Origin of the sequence: Streptomyces sp. CY-1 (genome assembly GCF_047218265.1) — a bacterium.
GTDB classification, from domain to species: domain Bacteria; phylum Actinomycetota; class Actinomycetes; order Streptomycetales; family Streptomycetaceae; genus Streptomyces; species Streptomyces niphimycinicus.
In genome coordinates, this window is the sequence record NZ_CP178393.1 from 3,959,186 (window position 1) to 3,979,939 (window position 20,754).

Genomic DNA, 20,754 nt, shown 5'->3' on the forward strand with positions numbered 1-20,754 from the left:
TCAGGATGCGTCCCAAAGCGGTGCGGTCGCAAACCAATTGTGCGCCGTCGCGCGGGACGGGCTTCGGGGTCAGCCCTTCGTGGCGCGGACGGAGAGGGCCCGTTCCACCTGGATGTACGTCACGTCGTGGTCGGCCAGCACATGCGCGGCGACACCGGGGCGGGCGGTGAGGGCGAGCAGCAGATGCTCATCGCCGATGTACTTGTCGCCGCGGGCGAGGGCGATCCGCAGCGAGCGCTCCAGCACCGACTTGGCCTCCCGGGAGAACGGGCGGCGCAGGGGGCGCCTGCCGCGGCGGGGAGGGCGTGCGGAGGCGGCTCCGGGAGCGGATCCGGGAGTGGGGCCGGGGGTGGAGTCGGGAGCTGATTCGGGAGTGGAGTCGGGGGTGAATCCGGCCGTGGCGAGGGCGCCCACGCCATGGGCCTCCTCCACCCGCGCGACGATCTCGTCCACATCGATGCCGAGCCCGGCCAGCGCCTCCACATCGGCGCCGGTGATGCCCCCGCGCCGCCGGACATCGGCCAGGGCCCGCTCGATCGAGGCTCGGCGGCCGTGCGCGCCGAGGGCGGTGAGCACCTCGGCGGCGGGGCTGCCCTTACGGTCGCTACGGGCACGGGCGCCGCCCTTACGGCCGCCGCCACCCTCCTTACGGCCGCCGCCGCCCTCCGTACGGCTGCTGTCGGCACCGCTGCCGCCCGTACGGTTGCCGCCCGTACGGTCCAGGAGGGCGAGCAGCAGCTCGGCCTCGCCGACCGTTTCGGCGCCCGCGTCCTCCGCGTGGCGGACAGCGCCGCGTACGACCTCGCGGGCACTGGTGGTGAACCTCTCGAACATCAACGCCTCCCGTGCTTCTTGTGGACCGCCTGCCTACTGACGCCCAGTTCGGCGGCGATCTCCTGCCACGACCAGCCCTGGGCGCGGGCGCTGCGCACCTGCACGGCCTCCAGTTGCTCCAGCAGTCGGCGCAGCGCGGCGACGGCACGCAGTCCGACCCGGGGGTCCCGGTCGCCCGCGCGCTCGGCGAGATCCGTTGCTTCGGTCATGCTGTCAATGTAGGTTGACGCCTCGCCTGCCGTCAACATGGGTTGACGAATGAGCGCGTAATTGGTTCGACGGGGCAGCCGTACATCCGGCAGCCTCCCGTCATGGACCCCCACTACTGGCCCCTGTACGGGCTTCGCCTTCGTACGCCGCGCCTGGAACTGCGGCTTCCCGACCTCCACCTCCTCGACGAACTCGCCGCGGTCGCGGCGGACGGGGTGCATGACCCGGCCGAGATGCCCTTCGGCATCCCCTGGACCGACGCGCCCCCGGAGGAGCGCGGACGCAGCTCCTTCCAGCATCTGCTGGGCACGATCGCCGAGTGGCGGCCGGAGAAGTGGACCCTGAGCTTCGCGGTGCTGCACGAGGGCGTGGTGATCGGGCGGCAGGACCTGTCCGCGACCGAATTCGCGGTCACGCGGGAGGCCGAGACGGGTTCCTGGCTGGGCGTCGCCCATCAGGGCAAGGGCCTGGGCACGGAGATGCGGGCGGCGGTGACGCACCTGGCGTTCGAGGGCCTGGGCGCGCTGTCCCTGACCTCGGGCGCGATGGTGGAGAACGGCCGCTCGCTGGGGGTCTCCCGACGGCTCGGCTACCGCCCCGACGGGCTGTCCGTGCTCGCCGTGAAGGGCGAGGCCCGCACCCTTCAGCGGCTGCGGCTGGATCGCGCGGCCTGGGAGGAGCATCGCACCACCTCGGTCGAGATGACCGGACTGGAGCCGTGCCGCGCGCTGTTCGGCGCTCCATGACGGGGCCTGATGGCTCTGGTGGGCCCTGATGGCCTCGATGGGCCTCAATGAGCCCCGACGCCCCTCTGATGCGTCCTGACGCGTCCTGACGCACCCCGATGCGAGAGTGCGAGGCCGCATCGCCCGCTCTACGGTGGTTTGAGGGGGCCGGTGCGGCTAATGGAGGTGGCATCCATGGCGGGCAAGTTCGAGATCTACGAGGACAAGGGCGGCAAGCACCGCTTCCGGCTGAAGGCGGGCAACGGCGAGATCATCGCCGTCGGCGAAGCCTACGAGTCCAAGTCGGCCGCGCAGAAGGGCGTCGAATCCGTCAAGAAGAACGCCCCGACGGCCGAGATCAAGGAAATCCCGCGCGACAAGATGTAGGCGCGAAGGCCGGGTAGCCACGCCCTCGTGCGGGCAACCGAGTTCGCACGGCGCTGGTTACCCTCCCTTCCGTGGTCAAACCTCATATAGCGAAGCCTCTGGCCAAGGGGCGCGCCTCGCTCCGGCGTCTGCGCAAGGCGTTCCTGCACCGCTGGCGCCATCCGCGGCTGAGATGGCCCAAGCGGATCGCGGCCGCCCTCGTCGGCTGCCTGGTGCTGGCCGTACTCGCCGCCGGGATCTCCCTGCGGCTGCTGTACGCGGGCGATCCCGGGCCCGGTACGCAGACCCGGGGCCGGGACGCCGTATGGCTCGGACACGCCTGGGTGGACGGCCGCAAGGGCGAGGCCGAACTCCAGGGGCTGGTGCGGCGGGTGCGCGGCACCGGGATCCGCGATCTGTACGTCCACGCGGGCCCGTTGGAGCATGACGGCACCCTGCCCAAGGGGCGCTACCCGAAAGTGGGGTGGCTGCTGAAGGCGGTGCACCGCGAACTGCCCGGCGTCCGCGTCCAGGCGTGGCTCGGCGACGTCCTGGACACCGAGGGCCCGACCGGGCTCAGCCTCGCCGACGGCGACAACCACACGCGGATCGTGGGCTCGGCGCGGCAGGTGCTGGACGCGGGGTTCGACGGCGTCCACTTCGACCTGGAGCCGCTGCACTCCGAGGACCGCGCCTATCTCGCCCTCCTCGACGCGCTGCACGCCCTCACCCGTCCCCGCCACGTCCCGCTGTCGGTCGCGGCCCACCAGATCGACCCGCTGCCCGCCCTGCACTCGGTCGCGGGGTTCCTCACCGGCCATCCCAAGTGGTGGTCGCAGTCGTACTTCGGGCAGGTGGCACGGCGGGTCGACCAGATCGCGGTGATGTCGTACGACACCTCGATGCCGCTGGAGAGCCTCTACGGCGGCTATGTGGCCCAGCAGACGGAACTCGCGCTCGAGGTCACCCCGCCGACCACGGACCTGCTGATGGGGCTCCCCGGCTACCACACCGACAACTTCGGCCGTCACGCCTGGGCCGAGACCGTCCCGGCCGCGGTCCGCGGCGCCCGCCTCGGCCTCGGCCGCGAGGACCGGCGGCGTGAGCGCTTCGGGGTGGCGCTGTACGTGGACTACGCGGCGACGGACGACGACTGGGCGGCGTACCGGGAGGGCTGGGGGCGACGCGAGGCGGACTGACCGGGGCGGGGCGTTCGGGACGAGCGCCCCGCGGTGCGGGCGCGCCCGGTCAGGAGCGGGACGGGGTGACCAGGCCGGACTCATAGGCCGCGATGACCAGTTGGGCGCGATCGCGGGCGCCCAGCTTGCCCATGATGCGGCTGACATGGGTCTTGGTGGTGAGCGGTGAGAGACCGAGGGTCTGGGCGGCCTCGGCGTTGTTCAGGCCGCGGGCGACGAGGGCGAGCACCTGTCGTTCGCGCTCGGAGAGCGCGGCCAGTGCGGCGGGGGCCGGGGCGCCGGGCGGCGGGGCGTCCGGGAGCCGCAGGACGCGGGCGATGAGGCGGGCGGTGGGGCCGGGCGAGAGAAGGGACTCCCCCGCCGCCACGGTCCGTATGGCGTCAAGGAGTTCGGCGGGCCGGGTGTCCTTCACCAGGAAGCCGGACGCGCCCGCGCGCAGCGCCTCGACGATGTGCTCGTCGGTGTCGTAGGTCGTCAGGACGAGGACCTTGACACCGGCCAGGTCCTCGTCGGCGGCGATGCGGCGGGTCGCCTCGATGCCGTCGAGATCGGGCATCCGGATGTCCATGACCACGAGGTCGGCGCGGGCGGTGCGAGCCAGTTCGACGGCCTCACGGCCGGTGCCCGCCTGCCCGACCACGTCCATGTCGCGGGCCGAGGAGACCAGCATGGCGAAGGCGGACCGGACCAGCCTCTGGTCGTCGGCGAGCAGCACCCTGATCGGCACGGCGGCGCCGGATGCCGAGTCCGGTGAGGTGGTGCCGGACGCCGGGTCCGGTGCGGTCGTCATGCGGTGGCCTCCCTGGGCGCTGCGGCGGTCTGTGCGGTGCCCGTACGGCCGCCGGGTGCGCCGCCCCTGCCCCACGGCAGCGCGGCCCTGATCGCGAAGCCTGGGCCGTCCTCGCGCGGTCCGGCGGTCAAGGTGCCCGCGACGCTGCGGGCGCGCTCGCGCATGCCGACGATGCCATAGCCCGGTTCCGTGGGCGCCGTAAGGGGCTCACTGTCGCCGCCGGGGCCGTCGTCCACGGCGGCGACGCACAGCTCCCCCTCGTCCCGTACGAGCGTGATCCGCACCCGTGTGCCGGGTGCGTGGCGGACGGCGTTGGTCAGGGCCTCCTGCACGATCCGGTACGCGGCCGCGCCCACGGCGGGCGACAGCTCGGCCCCCTCCACGCCGACCGTGAGGTCCACGCGTACGCCCGCCGCCTCCGCCGCCGCGGCCAGGTCGGCGAGTCCGGCGAGCCCCGGCAGCGGGCCGATGTCCTCCTCGTCCGCGCCTTCGGCGTCGCCGCCCGCGCCCCCGCGGAGCACCTGGAGGGTGGCCCGCAGCTCGGCGCGGGCGTCCCGGCAGGTGTCGGCCATCGCGTCGAGCGCCTTGGCCATCGCCTCGCGGTCCAGCCGCTCGGGGTCGGCGATCAGGACGTGCGCCGCGACGGAGGTCTGAACGCCGATGAGGGTGATGCTGTGCGCGAGCAGATCGTGCAGATCGCGTGCGATGCGCAGCCGTTCCTCGGCGACCCGCCGGGCAGCCTCCTCCTCACGGGTCCGCTCGGCGCGTTCGGCCCGCTCCAGGATCGCGGCGATGTACTTACGGTGGATACGGATCGCCTCGCCGATCACCACGACCGACAGCACCCAGCCGGAGCTGCGCAGCATGTCGGCGCCGGCCTGCACATTGCTGCCCACGGTCATCATCGTCACCATGGCCGCGAGCAGGATGCCGACCGTAAGGAAGGACCGCAGCGGCGGGCCGATCACGGCGAGGGTGTAGACGGCGAGGAGCCCGGCCGGGACGACCGCGATATGGACGTTGCCCATGGCGTGGTACGGCCCGACCATGAGCACCACCGCCGCGGTGACCACCATCGGGCTGTGCCGCCGCCCCACGAGCGCCACGGCGCTTGCGGTCAGCAGCGCCCAGCCGATCGCGTCGGGGCGATGGCCGTTCCGGTCGAGGTTGAGCAGGGCCAGCGTGATCTGTAGGACCAGCACCGCACCGGCGATCGCGGCGTCCACCCGCCGCCGCCTGCGGGCCTCGTCCCGGGTCTCGGCGGGGCGGGGGCCGCTGTGCAGGGCGCGCAGCACGGAGGCGAGCGCACGGTGGGCGGTGAAGTGCGCGGCGGAGCGCGCGCCGGGGTGCGCCGGTGGGGCGGTCGCGGGGTGGGTCGCGGGAGGTGCGGGCACGGGCTCCATCCTCGGGGATCCGCCTCGGGCCGATCCATAGGGCGGTATGAACGAGCGGTACGAACGGGCGGTGCGCGGGAGGGCGGTACGTACGGGCGGTACGAAGGGGGTTCCGGACCGGCCGTCCCCTGTGCGGCCGGTCCGGGCTCAGAGGCGGCCTCAGCCGCCGCGTACGGCCGGTTCGGGAGGGGCCTCGGGGCCGGAGGCGCCGGCCTGGTCGGCCGAGGCCGAGGAGGCGTGCGAGACGGACGAGGCGGGCGTACGGCGGAAGAGGGCACCCGGCCACCACACCCACCGCTTCAGCAGCAGGCTCGCCGACGTCACCAGATACGTCCGCACGAGGAACGTGTCGAGCAGCACGCCGACCGCCACCACGAACCCCATCTCGACCAGCATCACCATCGGCAGCGTGGCCAGCACCGCGAAGGTCGCCGCCAGCACCAGACCGGCCGAGGCGATCACCCCGCCCGTCGTGCGCAGCGCGGTCACGGCCGCGTCCGCGACATCCGCCCCGCGCAGCGACTCCTCCCGCATCCGGTGCATCAGGAAGATGCCGTAGTCGACGCCGAGGGCGACCAGGAAGACGAAGGAGAGCAGCGGCAGCCCGGCATCGACCCCGGCGAAGCCGAAGACCGGGTCGAAGACGAGCCCGCCGACTCCCATCGCGGCGCCCCATACGGCGACCACGGCGACGACCAGGACCAGCGGCGCGACGAGGCTGCGCAGCAGGGCCGCGAGGATCAGCAGCACGGCGATCAGCACCAGCGGGATGACCAGCATCCGGTCGCGGGCGTTGGTGTCCTTCAGATCGAGCTGCTGGGCGCTGGGCCCGCCGACGACCGCGTCGGCGTTCTCGACCCGTACGAGACCGGAGCGCAGGGCGTGCAGGGTGGCCGTCTCCCCGGCCGACTGCGGGGCGCCCTGGGGGAAGACGTCGATCTCCGTCCAGCCGCCGCCGCTGCGCCCGCGGTCCGCCCGAGCGACCCCCTCCGTGTCGCGCGCCCGCCGCAGCACCTCGTCCGCCCCCGCGGTGCGCGCCATCACGCTGATGGGCTGGCTGCTGCTGTCCGGATAGGCGTGGGCGAGGGTCTGGGTCGCGGCCACCGACTCGGGCTTGTCGGTGAAGGTGTCCTCCTGCTTGAGGTCGCCGGGCAGGCTGAGCACGCCGATGGCGAGGGCGCCCAGCAGCGCGGCACCGCCGAGGAGGACGGCTCCGGGCCGGCGGCGGGCCGAGCCGCCCATCGCCTCGAAGAACCCGCGCCGGGTCGCCCGCGGCTCACTGCCGTAGGCCGGGATCAGCGGCCAGAACACCCGCCGCCCGAGCAGCACCAGCACCGCGGGCAGCAGCGTCATCATGGCCGCGAGGGCGCAGACGACCCCGACCGCGCCGACCGGGCCCAGTCCGCTGCTGCTGTTGAGGTCGGCGGCGAGCAGGCACAGCAGCCCGGCGGCGACGGTGCCGCTGGAGGCGAGCACGGCCGGACCGCAGCCGCGCAGGGCCTCACGCATCGCGTCGTAAGGGGCGCGATGGCGGCGGAGCTCCTCGCGGTAGCGGGAGACGATCAGCAGGGCGTAGTCGGTGCCCGCGCCGAAGACCAGCACGGTCATGATCGAGGAGCTCATGCTGGTGACGACGAGGCCGAAGCCCTGGATGAGGCCGTAGACGATCGCCATGGCGGCCATGGCGGCGACGCCGACCACCCCCAGCGGAACCAGCCACAGCAGGGGGCTGCGGTAGGTGATGATCAGCAACAGGGCGACCACTCCGGCGGTGGCGAACATCAGCGTGCCGTCGGTGGAGGCGAAGACCTCCTGGGAGTCGGCGCTGAGCGCCCCTGGACCGCCGACCTGGACGCTCAGGCCCTCGGGGTGGGAAGCCAGCTCGGCGCGGACGTCCTTGACGGCGTCCGCCCGCTCCTTCTCGTCCGTCACGCCGGTGAGCGCCATGGGGTACATCAGGGTCGTGCCGTCCTTGGACGGTATGGCGCGCGGGGCCTGCCCACCGACGATGTCGTGGCGCCCCGCCACCTCGGCGACCTTCCCGCCGGCCGCCTTACGGTCGGCGTCGGTCAGCCCGCCGTCGCGGTGGTAGACGAGGACGAGGTCGATGGTGTCGCCACCGGGCAGCCGCTCCTGGAGCCGGGCCACCTGGGTGGAGTCGGCGCCCGCCGGGAGGTAGTCGACGGCGGTGTCCCGCTTGACGCCCTCGAGCTTGCCCGCGAAGGGGACGGCGACGAGGAGCAGCAGCACCCAGCCCGCGATGAGCGCCCAGGGCAGTGAGCGGCGCCGCTTGCCGCCGGGCGCGGGTCCGGAGGGCGGCCCGGCCGCGGCGGGCGGCGGCGCGTCCGATGGTTGGGGATCGCTCGGGATCCCTGACGATGTCGTCTGCATGCCCCCAGGCTTCCGGCGCGGGGGCGCCGATACGTCGCGCCGGCGGCGGAGATGGCGGCTACTGCGCCGGGGGCGGGAGGGGGCCGGTTACTCCCTGGGGAGTAGGGAGGCGAACCGGAATCTCCGGTTCAGAACGCCGCCCTTGTAACTACTCCAGAACGCCGCTGCCTACTTCAGAACGCCGCCCGCGTCGCGGCCAGCAGCCGGGCCGTGTCGTCCGGGCAGATCATCAGGGCCCGGCCGACGGTCTCCAGCACCGCGCGCTCGGCCGGGCGGTACGGGCCGTCGGCCACGGCGATCCGGGCGCCCTGGAGGAGGATGGCCTCCCGGCCGGTGGGGGCCAGATGCGGGGCCAGCGGCTCCAGGGCCTCATGCAGCTCGATGGCCAGCGCCGTACCGCACGGGTCCAGGCCGTCGCGCTCGCCGCACGCGCCCGGGAGCCGCCCGGTGTCGGCGGCGAGGGCCTCGATGAGCGCGAGGAGCTGGTCCTCGCTGCAATCGGCGAACCCGGCGGCGCGCACCGCGCCGACCGCGACCTGCCGGACCGCCGTCGCCTCGGTGCCGCCCGCGGCGAGGACCGCGAGGGCCACGGTGTGCACCGCGTCGCGGAGCATCGCGGAGAAGCGGATGGTCGTGGGGTGGTCGAGGACCTCCGTGCCGTAGCGGCTGCCGCAGGCCGCGCATTCCACGATGGGCGCGACCGGTCCGCGCGGCAGCACGGGCAGGCCGAGCACCACGATGCGACGGCGGCCGGTACGGCGGCGGAAGTTGCGGTCACCTCCGCATTCCGGGCAGAAGAACTCACCATCGCCGACGGTCCGCCACAGAGTGCGCACGCCTACCACACACAGGTCCCGGTCACGGCGGGCTCGCCGGTGCACCACGTCACACCTCCATAACGCTTCGGCCACGTTGCCGCGTTGACGTGATGCTAGCCACATCCATGATGTGACGTCAGTACCCCGAACGGAGACAACAGGCCAAACCCGAGGCCCCGCCCACCTCGCTTGGTGAACGGGGCCCGTGTGGGTGACAAGGTCAACGGGGTGTTGGACCCGCCGGATCCGCCGGATGAGAGATCATCCACGCATCTGAAAAATCATCGGCGCGCCCGGTTCACCGCGGAGACGACCGCCTTGAGCGAGGCCCGCACGATGTTGGCGTCGATCCCGACACCCCACAGCACCTGCCCGTCGATCGCGCATTCGATGTACGCGGCGGCCTGGGACGCGGCGCCCTCGCTCAGCGTGTGCTCGGAGTAGTCCAGCAGCCGTACGTCCACATCGATCGAGGCCAGAGCGTCGAAGAAGGCCGCCAGCGGGCCGTTGCCGGTGCCGGTCAGCACCGTCTCGGCACCGTCCACGACCGCCTCGACGGTGAGCGCGTCGGTGCCCTCACTGGTGGTGGACGTCTGCGCGCTGCTCAGCGCGATCCGGCCCCACCGGTTGTCGTCGGTCGGCAGATACTCGTCCTGGAAGGCCGCCCAGATCTGGGCCGGGGTGACCTCGCCGCCCTCGGCATCGGTCTTGGCCTGAATCGTCTTGGAGAACTCGATCTGCATCCTGCGCGGCAGGTCCAGGTTGTGGTCGTTCTTCAGGACATAGGCGATGCCGCCCTTGCCGGACTGGGAGTTCACCCGGATCACGGCCTCGTAGGAGCGGCCGACGTCCTTGGGGTCGATGGGCAGGTACGGGACCGCCCACTCGACCTCGTCCACCGTCTTGCCCTGCTCGGCGGCGCTCGCCTCCAGCGCCTCGAAACCCTTCTTGATGGCGTCCTGGTGGGAGCCGGAGAAGGCGGTGTAGACCAGATCGCCCGCGTAGGGGTGGCGCGGGTGGATCTCCATCTGGTTGCAGTACTCGGCGGTGCGGCGGATCTCGTCGATCTGCGAGAAGTCGATCTGCGGGTCGACGCCCTGGGAGAACAGGTTCATGCCCAGCGTCACCAGGTCGACATTGCCGGTGCGCTCGCCCTGCCCGAACAGACAGCCCTCGATCCGGTCCGCCCCGGCCATGATCGCCAGCTCGGCGGCGGCGACGGCGGTGCCGCGGTCGTTGTGCGGATGCACCGACAGGCAGATGTGCTCACGCCGGGACAGATGGCGCGACATCCACTCGAAGCGGTCGGCGTGGGTGGACGGGGTCGAGCGCTCGACGGTGGCCGGCAGATTGAGGATGATCTCGCGGCCCTCCTCGGGCTGCCAGACGTCCATGACGCCCTCGCAGACCTCCAGCGCGAAGTCCAGCTCGGTGTCGGTGAAGATCTCCGGGCTGTACTGGTAGCCGAAGACCGTCTCATCGCCGAGGATCTTGTCGGCGTACTCCACCACCAGCCGGGTGCCGTCCACCGCGATCTGCTTGACCTGCTCCCGGGTGCCGCGGAAGACGACGCGGCGGAAGGTGGGCGCGGTGGCGTTGTACAGGTGCACGGTGGCCTTGTGCGCCCCGCGCAGCGACTCCACGGTGCGCTCGATCAGCTCCTCGCGCGCCTGGGTGAGGACGGAGATCGTCACATCCTCCGGGATCGCGCCCTCCTCGATGATCGACCGTACGAAGTCGAAGTCGGTCTGGCCGGAGGAGGGGAAACCGACCTCGATCTCCTTGTAGCCCATGCGCACCAGCAGGTCGAACATCTCGCGCTTACGGGCCGGGGACATCGGGTCGATCAGCGCCTGGTTGCCGTCCCGCAGATCGGTGGACAGCCAGCGCGGGGCGACGGTGATCCGGTTGTCCGGCCAGGTGCGGTCCGGGATGTCGACGGCCTCGTACTGGCCGTACTTATGGATCGGCATACCGGAGGGGCGCTGGGTGACGGTCGCGGCCGTGAGGGGCGTGGGACGCCCGACGGCGCTACGGGAGGTCTGGGAATGGCCGGGCGTATCGGAGTGAGTCGTCATGGTGCGCGGGGCTCCTTGGGTAATCCGCTGTCCACGGGACGAATCCGCTGTCGCGGTAGTCCCGGGGCGGCCGACAGGGCGTGATCACTGCAACGCCGAACTCCGCGGGGAGGGGGTCGGCCTACGACTACAGGCCCTCGCCGCGGCAGCTAAGAAGAAGCAGCCCGAAACGCATGATGCCGAGCAGCCTAACCGAGACCCACCGGCGCGGCGGAACCCGTATCACCATGCGGACCGAAACATGGTCCGCGGAGGAATACACATCTTCCACTCGATTTCAGCAATCACGACCGCAAGGCGTGACACCCACCTCACACGGTGCGACATTGCCAGCCATGGACGCCAACGCCAATGCCTCCGCGCAGGCCCGCAGTCACCGCCGCGGCACCTTCTGCACGATCGTGCCGCCGCATGTCCTCGACAAGCTGTCCCATGCCGAGGACCCCTCGCTGGCCACTCTCGCCCGCCGCACCCTGGAGCACGACGCCCTCCAGCGCACCCGCCGCCGGATCACCACCGTGCGCGGGGTCCCCGCCGCGCGGGCCGCCGCGCCCGCCGACAAGCCCGAGCGCACCATCTACGACGCCGACCGCAAGACCTCGCTGCCGGGGAAGAAGGTGCGCGGCGAGGGCGGCCAGGCGAGCGGCGACGACTCGGTGAACCGCGCCTATGACGGGCTCGGCGCGACCTTCGAGCTCTTCCTCAAGGCGTACGGCCGGCGCTCGATCGACGACTCCGGCCTGCCGCTGAACGCGAGCGTCCACTACAGCGAGGACTACAACAACGCCTTCTGGGACGGCGAGCAGATGGTCTTCGGCGACGGGGACGGCGAGGTCTTCCTGGACTTCACCATCCCGGTCGACGTCATGGCCCACGAGCTGACCCACGGCGTCACGCAGTACACCGCCAACCTCGAGTACTTCGGCCAGTCCGGGGCGCTCAACGAGTCGCTGTCCGACGTCTTCGGCTCACTGGTCAAGCAGCATGTGCTCGGCCACACCGCCGAGCAGGCCGACTGGCTGATCGGCGCGGGGCTGCTGACGGACCGGGTCACCGGAGTGGCCCTGCGCTCCATGAAGGCCCCGGGCACGGCGTACGACGACGATGTGCTGGGCAAGGACCCGCAGCCGGGCACGATGGACGACTACGTCCGCACCTCACGTGACAACGGCGGCGTCCACATCAACTCCGGCATCCCCAACCACGCCTTCTACCTCGCCGCCACCGCCCTGGGCGGCAATGCCTGGGAGCGCGCCGGTCAGATCTGGTTCGACGTGCTGACCGGCGGCGATCTGGCCTCCGACGCGGAGTTCGCCGACTTCGCGCACCTTACGGTCGCCGCGGCGCACGCCCGCTACGGCGAGGGCGAGGAGCAGACGGCGGTGCAGGAGGCGTGGGCCGGGGTGGGCATCACCGATCTGCGGGCCCGCGTGGGCGCGCGATAGGGCACACCATCGGGTAGTGATGGAGCCATGCGCATCTCCGTCATCCGCACCGGCGGTTTCGCCGGAATCGAGCGCCGGGCCGAGCTGGACACCACCGGCCGGCCCGACGCCACGCATCTGGACGCCCTGGCCCACCAGGCCGTCGAGACCGACCAGATCACGGCGGCCCGCGGCGTCCCCGACGGCTTCCAGTACGAGATCACCGTCGACGGCCGCACCGTCCACGCCGCGGACCCCCATCTGAGCGACGCCCAGCGGGAACTGATCCGCACGGTGCTGAAGGAAGGCGCGTAGGGGCGCTCAACGGGGGCTCAGAAGCCCGGCTTCGGTAGCAGCGTGGGCCCGGCTCGGAACCCCAGCTTCCGTAGCGGCGTGGGCCCGGCTCAGAAGCCCAGCTTCCGCAGTTGCTTCGGATCGCGCTGCCAATCCTTGGCGACCTTCACATGAAGGTCGAGGAAAACCGGCGTACCCAGTAGCGCCTCGATGTGCTTGCGGGACTTGGTGCCGACCTCCTTGAGGCGGCGTCCCTTGGGGCCGATGATGATGCCCTTCTGGCTGGGCCGCTCGATGTAGAGGTTGGCGTGAATGTCCAGGAGCGGCCGGTCCGCGGGGCGGTCCTCGCGGGGCAGCATCTCCTCCACGACCACCGCGATGGAGTGCGGCAGTTCGTCCCGTACGCCCTCCAGGGCGGCCTCCCGGATCAGCTCGGCCACCATGACCTGCTCGGGCTCATCGGTGAGGTCGCCCTCGGGGTAGAGCGCCGGGCCCTCGGGCAGCAGCGGGACCAGCAGATCCGCCAGCAGGCCCACCTGCTTGTCGCCGACAGCCGACACCGGGATGATCTCGGCCCATTCGATGCCCAGCTCCGTGCCGAGCCGGTCGATGGCGATCAGTTGCTGGGCCAGTTGCTCGGACTCGACCAGATCGGTCTTGGTGACGATCGCGACCTTGGGGGTCTTCTTGATCCCCGCGAGCTCGGTGGCGATATAGCGGTCGCCGGGGCCCAGCTTCTGGTCGGCGGGCAGGCAGAAGCCGATGACGTCGACCTCGGCCCAGGTGGTGCGCACGACATCGTTGAGCCGCTCGCCGAGCAGGGTGCGCGGCTTGTGCAGACCGGGGGTGTCGACGAGCACGAGCTGGGCCTCGGGGCGGTGCACGATGCCGCGGACGGTGTGGCGGGTGGTCTGCGGACGGTTCGAGGTGATCGCGACCTTCGTCCCCACCAGCGCATTGGTCAGGGTCGACTTGCCCGCGTTGGGGCGGCCGACGAAGCAGGCGAAGCCCGAGCGGTGCGGGGTCTCCCGCAGCTCGGTCGGGGACGGGGAGGTACCGGCAGTCATGGACCCCATTCTCCCCGATGCCCCGGCCCGCTCGGACCAGTCGTCCCGCGACTTGTACGACCGGTCGTCCCGGGCCCCGTACGACCAGTCGTCCCGGCCCCGTACGACCGCCGGTGGGTCAGGCTGACAGCGTGGCCCGCAGGGTGCCGTCCAGGCCCGCCAGCAGCACCGGCGTCCCGGGCCCGCCGAGGTCCCGTACGGCCGCGCGGTCCTCGTCCGACGCGCTCTCCGCCTCGGTCACCACGGCCGCGGCCTCCAGGGACGTGGCACCGCTCGCCACGGCCATGGCGACGGCGGTCCGCAGGGCGCTCAGCTTCAGCGAGTCGAGGGCCACGGTCCCGGCGACATACGTACGCCCCGTCTCATCGCGGACGGCGGCGCCCTCCGCCACGGAGTTACGGGCCCGCGCGGAGCGGGCCAGCGTGATGATCTTGCGGTCTTCGGGGTCCAACTGCGCTGCTTCGCTCATGCGGACGAGCATATGCGGGGCGTTGACCGGCGCTGCCGCCGGTGGGTGGCCGGGGAGCCGGTCCCGGGACCGTCCCCGGGCACACCGCGGCCCGCGCCGGGCCGCTGTGCGGCGGCCCGGCGCGGGCGACTCGCCCTGTGCGGGTGTGCTCAGGCCCTTACGGTCGGGGCCTTGCGGTCAGGGCCTTGCGGTCAGGGCCTTGCGGTCGGCCCTTACGGGAGGATCGGCGTCGGCTGGAAGGTCAGCGAGGCCGAGCCCGACGACGGGCTCAGGCCCGGGGCACCGGCGAAGGAGGCGGTGTAGGTCGAGGCGGTGAGGATGGTCGGCGGGACCGTCACACTGCTGAGCGTCGCCGTACCGCTGGCGTTGGTGATCGCGCTGCCCAGCGCGATCGGGCCCACCAGGGAGTTGGCGACGAAGGTGAGGGTCTGGCCGGGGACCGGGTTGTTCGACGCGTCCCTCAGCGTCGCGCTCAGGGTCGGGATGATCAGCGTGCCGTTGAACCGCAGCCGGATGGTGGCCGGGGTGGCGGTCACGGTGGTCCCGACCGGCGCCGCGACCACGTTCTGGGTGATCGTCGGTGAGGTCGAGGAGCCGAAGCAGGTGTCGCCGTTGTAGGTGGCGGTGACCGTGTGCGCTCCGGTGGTGAGGGTGTTGGTGCTGGCCGTCGCCACGCCGGAGGCGTTGAGCGTGCCGGTGAGGGTGGGCCCGCCGCTGATCACGAAGGTGACGGTCCCGGTCGGCGTGCCCGTGGCCGGCGGCACCGGGCTCACGGTGGCCGTGAAGGTCACGTTCTGGCCGGGCGCGGACGGGTTCGGCGAGGAGGTGAGCGCGGTCGTGGTGGTCGCCTGGCCGATGGTGACGGATCCGGAGGCCGAGGAGCCCGCGACGCCGGTGTTCCCCCCGTAGGTGGCCGTCACCGCATGCGTGCCGGTCGGAATGGCACTGGTCGTCACGCATGCCTGGCCGCTGGCGTTGAGCGTTCCGGTCAGGGTCGGACCGCCCGCGATCGTGAACGTCACGGTTCCGGTCGGAGTACAGGTACCGGGCGGATTCGTCGTCACCTGCGCGCACAGGGTCACCGACTGGCCGCACACCGGAGAGGCGGGCGCGATGGTCAGCGCGGTCGTGGACGCGGCCTGGCCGATGGTCACGGAGCCGGAGACCGACGAGCCCGCGACGCCGGTGTTCCCCCCGTACGTGGCCGTCACCGCATGCGTGCCCACCGGAATCGCACTGGTCGTCACGCACGCCTGACCACTGGCGTTCAACGTCCCGGTCAGCGTCGGACCACCCGCGATCGTGAACGTCACGGTTCCGGTCGGAGTACAGGTACCGGGCGGATTCGTCGTCACCTGCGCGCACAGGGTCACCGACTGGCCGCACACCGGAGAGGCGGGCGCGATGGTCAGCGCGGTCGTGGACGCGGCCTGGCCGATGGTCACGGAGCCGGAGACCGACGAGCCCGCGACGCCGGTGTTCCCCCCGTACGTGGCCGTCACCGCATGCGTGCCCACCGGAATCGCACTGGTCGTCACGCACGCCTGACCACTGGCGTTCAACGTCCCGGTCAGCGTCGGACCACCCGCGATCGTGAACGTCACGGTTCCGGTCGGAGTACAGGTACCGGGCGGATTCGTCGTCACCTGCGCGCACAGGGTCACCGGCTGGCCGCACACCGGAGAGGCGGGCGTGATGGTCAGCGCGGTGGTCGAGACGCCCTGGTTGACCGTGACGGACCCGGTGGCGGACGAACCGGCGACGCCGGTGTTACCGGAGTAGGTGGCCGTCACCGCGTGGGTGCCGGGCGGGATGGCGCTGGTGGTCACGCATGCCTGGCCGGTCGCGTCGACGACCGCGGTCAGGGTCGGACCGCCCGCGATCGCGAAGGTGACCGTTCCGGTCGGAAGGCAGGTGCCGGGCGGCGTCGTGGTCACCTGCGCGCACAGAAGGACCGTTTCGCCGCATGACACCGTGCTGGGCGTGATGGTCAAGGCGGTCGTCGAGGACGCCTGGTTCACCGTGACGGAGCCGGTTCCGGTCGAGGACATGACGCCCGTGTCGCCCTCGTAGGTGGCGGTCACGGTGTGGCTGCCGACCGGGATGGCATTGGTGATCACGCATGCCTGGCCGGTCGCGTCCAGCGTGCCCGTCAGGGTCGGACCGCCGGTGATCACGAAGGTCACCGTGCCCGAGGGCGCACAGGTGCTCGGCGGCGACACCGTCACCTGGGCGCAGATGGTGACCGTCTCACCGCAGACCGGTGCGGCCGGGGACACCGTGACCGTGGTGGTCGAGGCTCCCTGGCCGACCGTGACCGCTTCGGTGTCGGTCGAGCCCGCGACATTCCCGTTGCCGTTGTAGGTGGCGGTCACGGTGTGTGTCCCCACCGGAATGTCGGCCGTCACGCACACCTGGCCACTCGCGTCGAGCGCGCCGACGACGAACGGAACACCGTCGATGGCGAACGTCACCGTGCCCGTCGGGGTACAGGTGCCGGGCGCGACGACCGCCACCTGGGCGCACAGGGTCACCTCCTCACCGCAGACCGGCGCGGCGGGGGACACGGTGAGGGTCGTGGTCGAGGCCGCCGGGTTGATGGTGAGCGGCGTCAAGGGCGAGTTGGAAGCGGCGAAGTTGGTGTCGCCGTTGTAGAACGCGGCGACCTGGTGTGTGCCCACGCTCAGGGCGGGGACGGTGACGGAGGCGTTCCCCGCGGCGTCCAGGGCCCCGGTCACCGCGGGCCCGTCCGCGCTGATGATGAAGGTGACCGTACCGGTGGGTGTGCCGGTGCCCGGGGGCACCGCCGCCACGTTGGCGGTCAGCGTCACGGTCTCCCCGCAGACGGGCGCGGGCGGCACGAAGGTGACGGTGGTGGTGGTCGCCGACTGATTGACCTGCTGGATGGTCGTGCCGGACGAATTGTCGACCGGATCGCTGGAGTTGACGAAGTTCGCCGTGACCAGGTGGGAGCCGACGGCGAGGGTGGAATCGGTCACACTGGCCGTGCCGGAGTCGACCCCGGTTTGGGTGAGCGTTACGGGTCCGAGGGTCGGGCCACCGGCGATGGTGAAGGTCACGTCGCCCCACGGAGGAGTCCCGGAGGTGATGCCGGTGACGGTGGCGGTGTAGGTGACGGTCTGGCCGAAGACGGAGGGATTCGGCGTGGAGGTCACCACAGTGGTGGACATGGAGCGGCCGCCCTTTCCTGATCTCAGGGAGATGAGCCGCCCGGCTCCGCGCGGCACATGCCGCGCGGAGCCATGGCCTCTGCGCGGGGGTGCCCATACGGCCGACCTGTCTACGTCAAGCAAGACAAGCCGACTGTCCCCCGACAGAGGTATGGGCGACCCACCAGTCGGTATCTGCAAGTAAGCGGGTGCCTACGCCAGATGGGCCAGGGAGCGGACGGCTATTCCACTCGTATGGCGCAGCGCGGGCCGCGCGTTGCCGATGCGCTGGCGCGACAGCCGCTGTCGCGCGGGCGGATGCCGCGCCCCGGCGCGTGCCACGGGCGCGCGGCGGGGCGGGGTTTCGCGGCATGACGGTACGGCCCCGGTTTCTGGGCATGACGGCGCGGCCCGGGTTTCACGGCATGTGCGGCCCCGGTTTCGCGGCATGACGGCGCGGCCCCGCCCACGGGGTGTGGGCGGGGCCGCGTCGCGGGTGTGTGGGGGCTGTTACAGGGCTACTCCGGCTCGGCCGCGGCGGTCTCGCGGACCGGCTCGACCAGCACCGTGACAATGCGGTTGCGGCGGCCCGCCGGGGATTCGGCGGTCAGCCGCAGCGCCTTGAGCGCGGGGTCGACGCCACCCTCGGGGACGTCGACCTCGGCCGTGGCGCCCGCGATCGGCACCCGGCCCAGCGCCTTGGCGAGCAACCCGCCCACCGTCTCGACGTCCTCGTCCTCCAGGTCCGTGCCGTACAGCTCGCCCAGGTCGCCCAGGGCGAGCCGGGCGGTCACCCGGTGGGTGCCGTCGCCCAGGTCCTCGATGGGCGGCAGCTCACGGTCGTACTCATCGGTGATCTCGCCGACGATCTCCTCGAGGATGTCCTCGATGGTGACGATGCCGGCCGTGCCGCCGTACTCGTCGATCACGACGGCGACGTGATTGCGCTCCTGCTGCATCTCGCGCAGCAGATCGCCCGCGTTCTTGGTGTCCGGGACGAAGGTGGCGGGCCGCATCGCGGTGGAGACCAGCTCGGCCTCGGCCTCGCGGTTGATATGCGTCTTACGGACAAGATCCTTGAGGTAGACCACCCCGACGATGTCGTCCTCGTTCTCCCCGGTGACCGGGATCCGGGAGAAGCCGGAGCGCAGCGCCAGGGTGAGGGCCTGCCGGATGGTCTTGAAGCGCTCGATGACCACCAGGTCGGTGCGCGGCACCATCACCTCGCGCACCAGGGTGTCGCCCAGCTCGAAGACGGAGTGGACCATGCGCCGCTCCTCGTCCTCGATCAGCGACTCCTGCTCGGCGAGGTCCACCAGGGCGCGCAGCTCGGCCTCGGAGGCGAACGGGCCCTTACGGAAGCCTTTGCCGGGCGTGAGCGCGTTACCGAGGAGGATCAGCAGCGGCGGGATGGGGCCCATGACCCGGGCCAGGGGGATCAGCACATAGGCGGCGACGGTCGCGGTGTTGAGCGGATGCTGGGCGCCGATGGTGCGCGGGGAGACGCCGACGGCCACATACGACACCAGGACCATCACGCCGATCGCGACGGTCAGCGCCTTCCAGGTCTCGTCGAACTCGCGCAGACTCGCGAACGTGACGACCGCGCCCGCCGCGACCTCGCAGGCGACCCTGACCAGCAGCGCCACATTGAGATAGCGGGTGGGATCCTCGGCGACGAGCATCAGCTTGGCGCTGCCGCGCCGCCCGGAGCGCACGGCCTCCGCGGCCCGGAACCGGGTGGTGCGGGCGAGACCGGCCTCCGCGCAGGCCGCCAGCCAGGCCACCACGACCAGCAGGACGGTCGCGGTGACGAGTTGGGCGCTCATCGGACGGTGGGGGCCGGGGAGGGGCCGGTCAGGCCCTGCTCCGCGCGCCAGCCGTCGATGATGGCGGCCTGGAGGCCGAACATCTCGGCGCGCTCGTCCGCCTCCTCGTGGTCATAGCCGAGGAGATGGAGGACGCCGTGGACGGTGAGGAGCTGGAGCTCCTCGTCCATGGAGTGCCCGGTCGGCGCCTCCTCCCCCTGCTTCTTGGCCACTTCGGGGCAGAGCACGATGTCCCCGAGGAGGCCCTGCGGGGGCTCCTCGTCGTCCTTGGCCGGCGGGCGCAGCTCGTCCATCGGGAAGGACATGACATCGGTCGGCCCCGGCAGGTCCATCCACTGGATGTGAAGCTGCTCCATGGCGTCGGCGTCGACGACGATCATCGAGAGCTCGGAGAGCGGGTGAATACGCATCCGGGCCAGCGCGTAGCGGGCGACGTCGAGCACAGCCCGCTCGTCGATATCGGTACCGGACTCGTTGTTGACGTCGATCGCCATGGGGGTTCGTGATTACTTTCCGTTGCGGCTGTCGTACTGGTCGTATGCGTCGACGATACGGCCGACCAGCTTGTGACGGACCACGTCGGTGCTGGTGAGCATCGAGAAGTGAACGTCCTCGACACCGTCCAGGATCTCCCGCACCTGGCGCAGACCGCTCTTGGTCCCGCCCGGGAGGTCGATCTGGGTGATGTCGCCCGTGATCACTATCTTGGAGTCGAAGCCGAGCCGGGTGAGGAACATCTTCATCTGCTCGGGGTTCGTGTTCTGGGCCTCGTCGAGGATGATGAACGCGTCATTGAGCGTCCGGCCGCGCATATACGCCAGCGGCGCGACCTCGATCGTGCCCGCGGCCATCAGGCGCGGGATGGAGTCGGGGTCGAGCATGTCGTGCAGCGCGTCGTAGAGCGGTCGCAGATACGGGTCGATCTTCTCGTAGAGGGTGCCGGGCAGGAAGCCGAGCCGCTCCCCCGCCTCGACCGCCGGCCGGGTGAGGATGATCCGGGTGACCTGCTTGGACTGTAGCGCCTGGACCGCCTTGGCCATGGCCAGATAGGTCTTGCCGGTGCCCGCGGGGCCGATGCCGAAGACGACCGTGTGCTTGTCGATGGCGTCGACATAGCGCTTCTGGTTGAGCGTCTTGGGACGGATGGTGCGGCCGCGGTTGGAGAGGATGTTCTGGGTGAGCACCTCGGCAGGCGTCTCCTGCCCTGTGCCCTCTCCATTTTCGGCCGCGCGCAACATGGAGATCGAGCGCTCCACCGCATCCTCCGTCATCGGTTGACCGGTGCGGAGCACCAGCATCATCTCATCGAACAGACGCTGGACCAGGGCGACTTCCTTCGGATCCCCGGTGGCGCTGACTTGGTTGCCCCGTACGTGGATATCGGTCGCCGGGAACGCGTTCTCGATCACACGCAGCAGCGAGTCACCAGATCCCAGGACCATGACCATGGGGTGCTTGTTCGGGACCGTGAACTGCGCATGCGCCTGCGGTGCTGTGGTTGGTTGCGTCATGGGCCGGCTCTCTGGCCTGCTTCTACCTCCTGGCACAAGGGTTCTCGCCGCTCGACAACCTTGGCTACAAGGGTACGACGGAGCACCGACAAGACCCGAGCACTTTTCCTCCTCAGCCACTCATCACCTCACCCACCTGGGGCTCCCGCGCCCGGCCGTCCCGGGGGCCGGGGCCTCGGCCGGGA

Annotated in this window: 18 protein-coding genes; 5 read left to right on the forward strand and 13 right to left on the reverse strand. The window is 71.4% G+C overall.

What is annotated here, in order from left to right:
• Nucleotides 1-69: 69 nt before the first annotated feature.
• The gene (locus ACK1X7_RS17270) at nt 70-834 is read right to left on the reverse strand and encodes a Clp protease N-terminal domain-containing protein (RefSeq protein WP_390793303.1); all 765 of its coding nucleotides are present in this window, start codon (nt 832-834) and stop codon (nt 70-72) included.
• Nucleotides 834-1,043, reverse strand: a complete 210-nt coding sequence (locus ACK1X7_RS17275) for a helix-turn-helix domain-containing protein (protein WP_018087470.1) — start codon at nt 1,041-1,043, stop codon at nt 834-836. The genes ACK1X7_RS17270 and ACK1X7_RS17275 overlap by 1 nt, the downstream gene beginning before the upstream one ends.
• A 102-nt stretch (nt 1,044-1,145) precedes the next feature.
• Here ACK1X7_RS17275 and ACK1X7_RS17280 point away from each other — a divergent pair, with 102 nt between their 5' ends.
• From ACK1X7_RS17280 to ACK1X7_RS17290, 3 genes are all read left to right on the forward strand, one after another.
• Nucleotides 1,146-1,790 carry a GNAT family N-acetyltransferase gene (locus ACK1X7_RS17280; protein ID WP_385142245.1) on the forward strand — a complete coding sequence of 215 codons (645 nt, stop codon included), beginning with the start codon at nt 1,146-1,148 and terminating at the stop codon, nt 1,788-1,790.
• 174 nt (nt 1,791-1,964) lie between these two features.
• The gene (locus ACK1X7_RS17285) at nt 1,965-2,156 is read left to right on the forward strand and encodes a YegP family protein (RefSeq protein ID WP_385142248.1); all 192 of its coding nucleotides are present in this window, start codon (nt 1,965-1,967) and stop codon (nt 2,154-2,156) included.
• 71 nt (nt 2,157-2,227) lie between these two features.
• Nucleotides 2,228-3,334 (forward strand): hypothetical protein, encoded by a 1,107-nt coding sequence (locus ACK1X7_RS17290; protein ID WP_413115302.1) that lies wholly within the window; start codon nt 2,228-2,230, stop codon nt 3,332-3,334.
• Between the two features lie 49 nt (nt 3,335-3,383).
• Here ACK1X7_RS17290 and ACK1X7_RS17295 read toward each other — a convergent pair whose 3' ends face one another.
• The 5 genes from ACK1X7_RS17295 to leuA form a co-directional block, all read right to left on the reverse strand.
• A complete protein-coding gene (locus tag ACK1X7_RS17295; protein ID WP_216346566.1) occupies nt 3,384-4,061 on the reverse strand; it encodes a response regulator transcription factor in 678 nt (225 codons plus the stop codon).
• A 59-nt stretch (nt 4,062-4,120) separates the two neighbouring features.
• The gene (locus ACK1X7_RS17300; RefSeq protein ID WP_413115303.1) at nt 4,121-5,527 is read right to left on the reverse strand and encodes a sensor histidine kinase; all 1,407 of its coding nucleotides are present in this window, start codon (nt 5,525-5,527) and stop codon (nt 4,121-4,123) included.
• Between the two features lie 150 nt (nt 5,528-5,677).
• Nucleotides 5,678-7,909, reverse strand: a complete 2,232-nt coding sequence (locus tag ACK1X7_RS17305) for an MMPL family transporter (RefSeq protein WP_413115304.1) — start codon at nt 7,907-7,909, stop codon at nt 5,678-5,680.
• A 173-nt stretch (nt 7,910-8,082) separates the two neighbouring features.
• Nucleotides 8,083-8,793, reverse strand: a complete 711-nt coding sequence (locus ACK1X7_RS17310; protein ID WP_059146351.1) for a TerB family tellurite resistance protein — start codon at nt 8,791-8,793, stop codon at nt 8,083-8,085.
• 215 nt (nt 8,794-9,008) lie between these two features.
• Entirely contained in the window at nt 9,009-10,805 is a 1,797-nt protein-coding gene (leuA, locus tag ACK1X7_RS17315) for a 2-isopropylmalate synthase (protein ID WP_390793301.1), read from the reverse strand.
• Nucleotides 10,806-11,140: 335 nt separating this feature from the next.
• Between leuA and ACK1X7_RS17320 the strand changes: the two genes are divergently transcribed.
• Nucleotides 11,141-12,250 (forward strand): M4 family metallopeptidase, encoded by a 1,110-nt coding sequence (locus tag ACK1X7_RS17320; protein WP_413115305.1) that lies wholly within the window; start codon nt 11,141-11,143, stop codon nt 12,248-12,250.
• A 27-nt stretch (nt 12,251-12,277) separates the two neighbouring features.
• The gene (locus ACK1X7_RS17325; RefSeq protein ID WP_385142259.1) at nt 12,278-12,544 is read left to right on the forward strand and encodes a protealysin inhibitor emfourin; all 267 of its coding nucleotides are present in this window, start codon (nt 12,278-12,280) and stop codon (nt 12,542-12,544) included.
• An 89-nt stretch (nt 12,545-12,633) separates the two neighbouring features.
• Here the strand turns inward: ACK1X7_RS17325 and era are convergent, their stop codons facing one another.
• From era to ACK1X7_RS17355, 6 genes are all read right to left on the reverse strand, one after another.
• A complete protein-coding gene (gene era / locus ACK1X7_RS17330; RefSeq protein ID WP_385142262.1) occupies nt 12,634-13,590 on the reverse strand; it encodes a GTPase Era in 957 nt (318 codons plus the stop codon).
• 118 nt (nt 13,591-13,708) lie between these two features.
• A complete protein-coding gene (locus tag ACK1X7_RS17335) occupies nt 13,709-14,059 on the reverse strand; it encodes a cytidine deaminase (RefSeq protein ID WP_385142265.1) in 351 nt (116 codons plus the stop codon).
• 212 nt (nt 14,060-14,271) lie between these two features.
• On the reverse strand, nt 14,272-17,250 hold the full coding sequence (locus ACK1X7_RS17340) for a beta strand repeat-containing protein (RefSeq protein WP_413115306.1): 2,979 nt from the start codon (nt 17,248-17,250) through the stop codon (nt 14,272-14,274).
• Between the two features lie 497 nt (nt 17,251-17,747).
• The gene (locus ACK1X7_RS17345; protein ID WP_385154992.1) at nt 17,748-19,058 is read right to left on the reverse strand and encodes a hemolysin family protein; all 1,311 of its coding nucleotides are present in this window, start codon (nt 19,056-19,058) and stop codon (nt 17,748-17,750) included.
• Nucleotides 19,055-19,552, reverse strand: coding sequence for an rRNA maturation RNase YbeY (ybeY, locus tag ACK1X7_RS17350; RefSeq protein ID WP_385110519.1), 498 nt, complete (start codon nt 19,550-19,552; stop codon nt 19,055-19,057). The genes ACK1X7_RS17345 and ybeY overlap by 4 nt, the downstream gene beginning before the upstream one ends.
• Before the next feature lie 12 nt (nt 19,553-19,564).
• Nucleotides 19,565-20,569 (reverse strand): PhoH family protein, encoded by a 1,005-nt coding sequence (locus ACK1X7_RS17355; protein WP_385154995.1) that lies wholly within the window; start codon nt 20,567-20,569, stop codon nt 19,565-19,567.
• Nucleotides 20,570-20,754 lie beyond the last annotated feature (185 nt).

Bases quoted from the DNA above. Each gene is read 5' to 3' on its own strand.
- ACK1X7_RS17270 (WP_390793303.1), bottom strand. From the start codon at position 834: ATGTTCGAGAGGTTCACCACCAGTGCCCGCGAGGTCGTACGCGGCGCT.
- ACK1X7_RS17275 (WP_018087470.1), bottom strand. From the start codon at position 1,043: ATGACCGAAGCAACGGATCTCGCCGAGCGCGCGGGCGACCGGGACCCC.
- ACK1X7_RS17280 (WP_385142245.1), top strand. From the start codon at position 1,146: ATGGACCCCCACTACTGGCCCCTGTACGGGCTTCGCCTTCGTACGCCG.
- ACK1X7_RS17285 (WP_385142248.1), top strand. From the start codon at position 1,965: ATGGCGGGCAAGTTCGAGATCTACGAGGACAAGGGCGGCAAGCACCGC.
- ACK1X7_RS17300 (WP_413115303.1), bottom strand. From the start codon at position 5,527: ATGGAGCCCGTGCCCGCACCTCCCGCGACCCACCCCGCGACCGCCCCA.
- ACK1X7_RS17305 (WP_413115304.1), bottom strand. From the start codon at position 7,909: ATGCAGACGACATCGTCAGGGATCCCGAGCGATCCCCAACCATCGGAC.
- leuA (WP_390793301.1), bottom strand. From the start codon at position 10,805: ATGACGACTCACTCCGATACGCCCGGCCATTCCCAGACCTCCCGTAGC.
- ACK1X7_RS17320 (WP_413115305.1), top strand. From the start codon at position 11,141: ATGGACGCCAACGCCAATGCCTCCGCGCAGGCCCGCAGTCACCGCCGC.
- ACK1X7_RS17325 (WP_385142259.1), top strand. From the start codon at position 12,278: ATGCGCATCTCCGTCATCCGCACCGGCGGTTTCGCCGGAATCGAGCGC.
- era (WP_385142262.1), bottom strand. From the start codon at position 13,590: ATGACTGCCGGTACCTCCCCGTCCCCGACCGAGCTGCGGGAGACCCCG.
- ACK1X7_RS17335 (WP_385142265.1), bottom strand. From the start codon at position 14,059: ATGAGCGAAGCAGCGCAGTTGGACCCCGAAGACCGCAAGATCATCACG.
- ACK1X7_RS17340 (WP_413115306.1), bottom strand. From the start codon at position 17,250: ATGTCCACCACTGTGGTGACCTCCACGCCGAATCCCTCCGTCTTCGGC.
- ACK1X7_RS17345 (WP_385154992.1), bottom strand. From the start codon at position 19,058: ATGAGCGCCCAACTCGTCACCGCGACCGTCCTGCTGGTCGTGGTGGCC.
- ybeY (WP_385110519.1), bottom strand. From the start codon at position 19,552: ATGGCGATCGACGTCAACAACGAGTCCGGTACCGATATCGACGAGCGG.
- ACK1X7_RS17355 (WP_385154995.1), bottom strand. From the start codon at position 20,569: ATGACGCAACCAACCACAGCACCGCAGGCGCATGCGCAGTTCACGGTC.